2 protein-coding genes are annotated in these 1524 nt (G+C 59.3%); both read right to left on the reverse strand.

Features of this window, described 5'->3' with window-relative positions; all coding sequences use genetic code 11:
- Positions 1-345 (reverse strand): hypothetical protein, encoded by a 345-nt coding sequence (locus tag GGD57_RS28960; protein WP_184473594.1) that lies wholly within the window; start codon positions 343-345, stop codon positions 1-3.
- The gene (locus tag GGD57_RS28965; RefSeq protein ID WP_184473595.1) at positions 342-1445 is read right to left on the reverse strand and encodes an IS5 family transposase; all 1104 of its coding nucleotides are present in this window, start codon (positions 1443-1445) and stop codon (positions 342-344) included. Before GGD57_RS28965 ends, GGD57_RS28960 begins: the two co-directional genes overlap by 4 nt.
- Between the last annotated feature and the right edge of the window lie 79 nt (positions 1446-1524).

The following is a 1524-nucleotide window of genomic DNA, read 5'->3' on the forward strand; positions in this document are numbered from 1 at the left end:
CTAGCAGGCTGTTGAAGAAGTCTCCTGTTTGGCCTTTAGTATGGCCTCGTCGCCGTTGTGGTATGCGAACGTGATTTCGATCGTGCCATCGTCGAGCAATTCGGCATGTCCGTCACCGGAGACTTCGTCCATTTCGTCGCATCCTGCCCATGTGAAGGAGACCATGGACGTGCTGTAGCCGAGATCGAGGCCCGCTTGCATCGCACCGAAGGCGATCTCGCCATGACCGTTAGCCCCGATGGTGATTTTGGCGGGCTCGACCAGGTCGAGATAATCCCGATCCCATAGATCGGCCTCGACGATCCGCCAACGGCCAATCAAGCGGCAGTTCGGGGTCGCGCTCATGACGACACCGCCAACAGTTTCGGCAGCCGCACCAGATCATAGGCGGCGGCCGCGAAGGTGAAGGCCCATCCGACGCGATCGCGGCCACGGAACTTCGTCTTGTCCTGCCCCGCGACGGTCTTGATCCAGCCGAACGCCTCCTCGATGCGCTTGCGGATGCGCAAGCTGACCCCATAGCCGGAATGGCGCGTCGTGCGCCCGTCAATGGCCGAGCGGCGACCACTGACGTTCTGCGCCACATGCGGCGTCACCTTCATCGACCGCAAGTCTTGGACGAAGTCCTTGGTGTCATAGGCCTTGTCGGCACCCAGCGTGATTGCTTGTGTCCGCTCGGTGAAGGGCCCGATCATGTGCAGCGCCGCTACCCGTTCAGCATATCCGCTGGCCTCTGTCAGATAGGCATCGACCAGCAGGCCATGGCGGTTTTCCATCAGCCCGTGCCCCATGAAGCACAGCTTGGCCTCCTTGCCTTTTCCCTTCTTGTAAAGTCTTGCATCTGGATCGGTCGTTGAAGCATGCGTCTCGTTGGAACGCCTCTCGCCATGAAAGTCTGCTTCCATATTCCGACCGCCGCCATCCGACGGTGGCCCGCCATGATCGCCCCTTGGGCCGTTCTTCGGCTTGAAGCTCTTGATCGACGCCCAGGCTTCGATCAGCGTGCCATCGACGGAGAAGTGGTCCGTTGACTGCAGCCGCTTTATCTTGGGCTGCGAAAGGATTGCGCCCAGGAACTTCGCGGCGATGTCGCCTTCCAGCAACCGGTCGCGGTTCTTCGAAAACACCGAATGGTCCCATGCTGGATCGTCAATGCCAATGTCGACGAACCAGCGGAATAGAAGGTCGTATTCCAGCCGTTCCATCAAAAGCCGCTCGGAACGGATCGAATAGAAGGCTTGCAAAAGCATCGCGCGCAGAAGCTTTTCAGGCGCGATCGATGGCCGCCCAATCGGTGAATAGAGCGCTGCGAACTCGCGTTCCAGCAAAACCAGCGCGTCGTTCACGATCTGCCGGATTGCCCGCAGCGGATGATCTTTACGAACGCGATCCTCCAGATCGACATAGCTGAAGAGTTGACCCGTCCTCACATCGCCGCCGCGCATGCATCACTCCAAAACTCGACGAGCGAGTGAATCACGGCGAAAGCCTCCAGGCCAGCTTCTTTTTCAACAGCCTGCTAGA

This window comes from Rhizobium esperanzae (assembly GCF_014197615.1).
Lineage (GTDB): Bacteria > Pseudomonadota > Alphaproteobacteria > Rhizobiales > Rhizobiaceae > Rhizobium > Rhizobium esperanzae_A.

Excerpts from the sequence above, each read along its gene's own strand:
- GGD57_RS28960 (WP_184473594.1), bottom strand. The coding sequence starts at position 345 with ATGAGCGCGACCCCGAACTGCCGCTTGATTGGCCGTTGGCGGATCGTC.
- GGD57_RS28965 (WP_184473595.1), bottom strand. The coding sequence starts at position 1,445 with ATGCGCGGCGGCGATGTGAGGACGGGTCAACTCTTCAGCTATGTCGAT.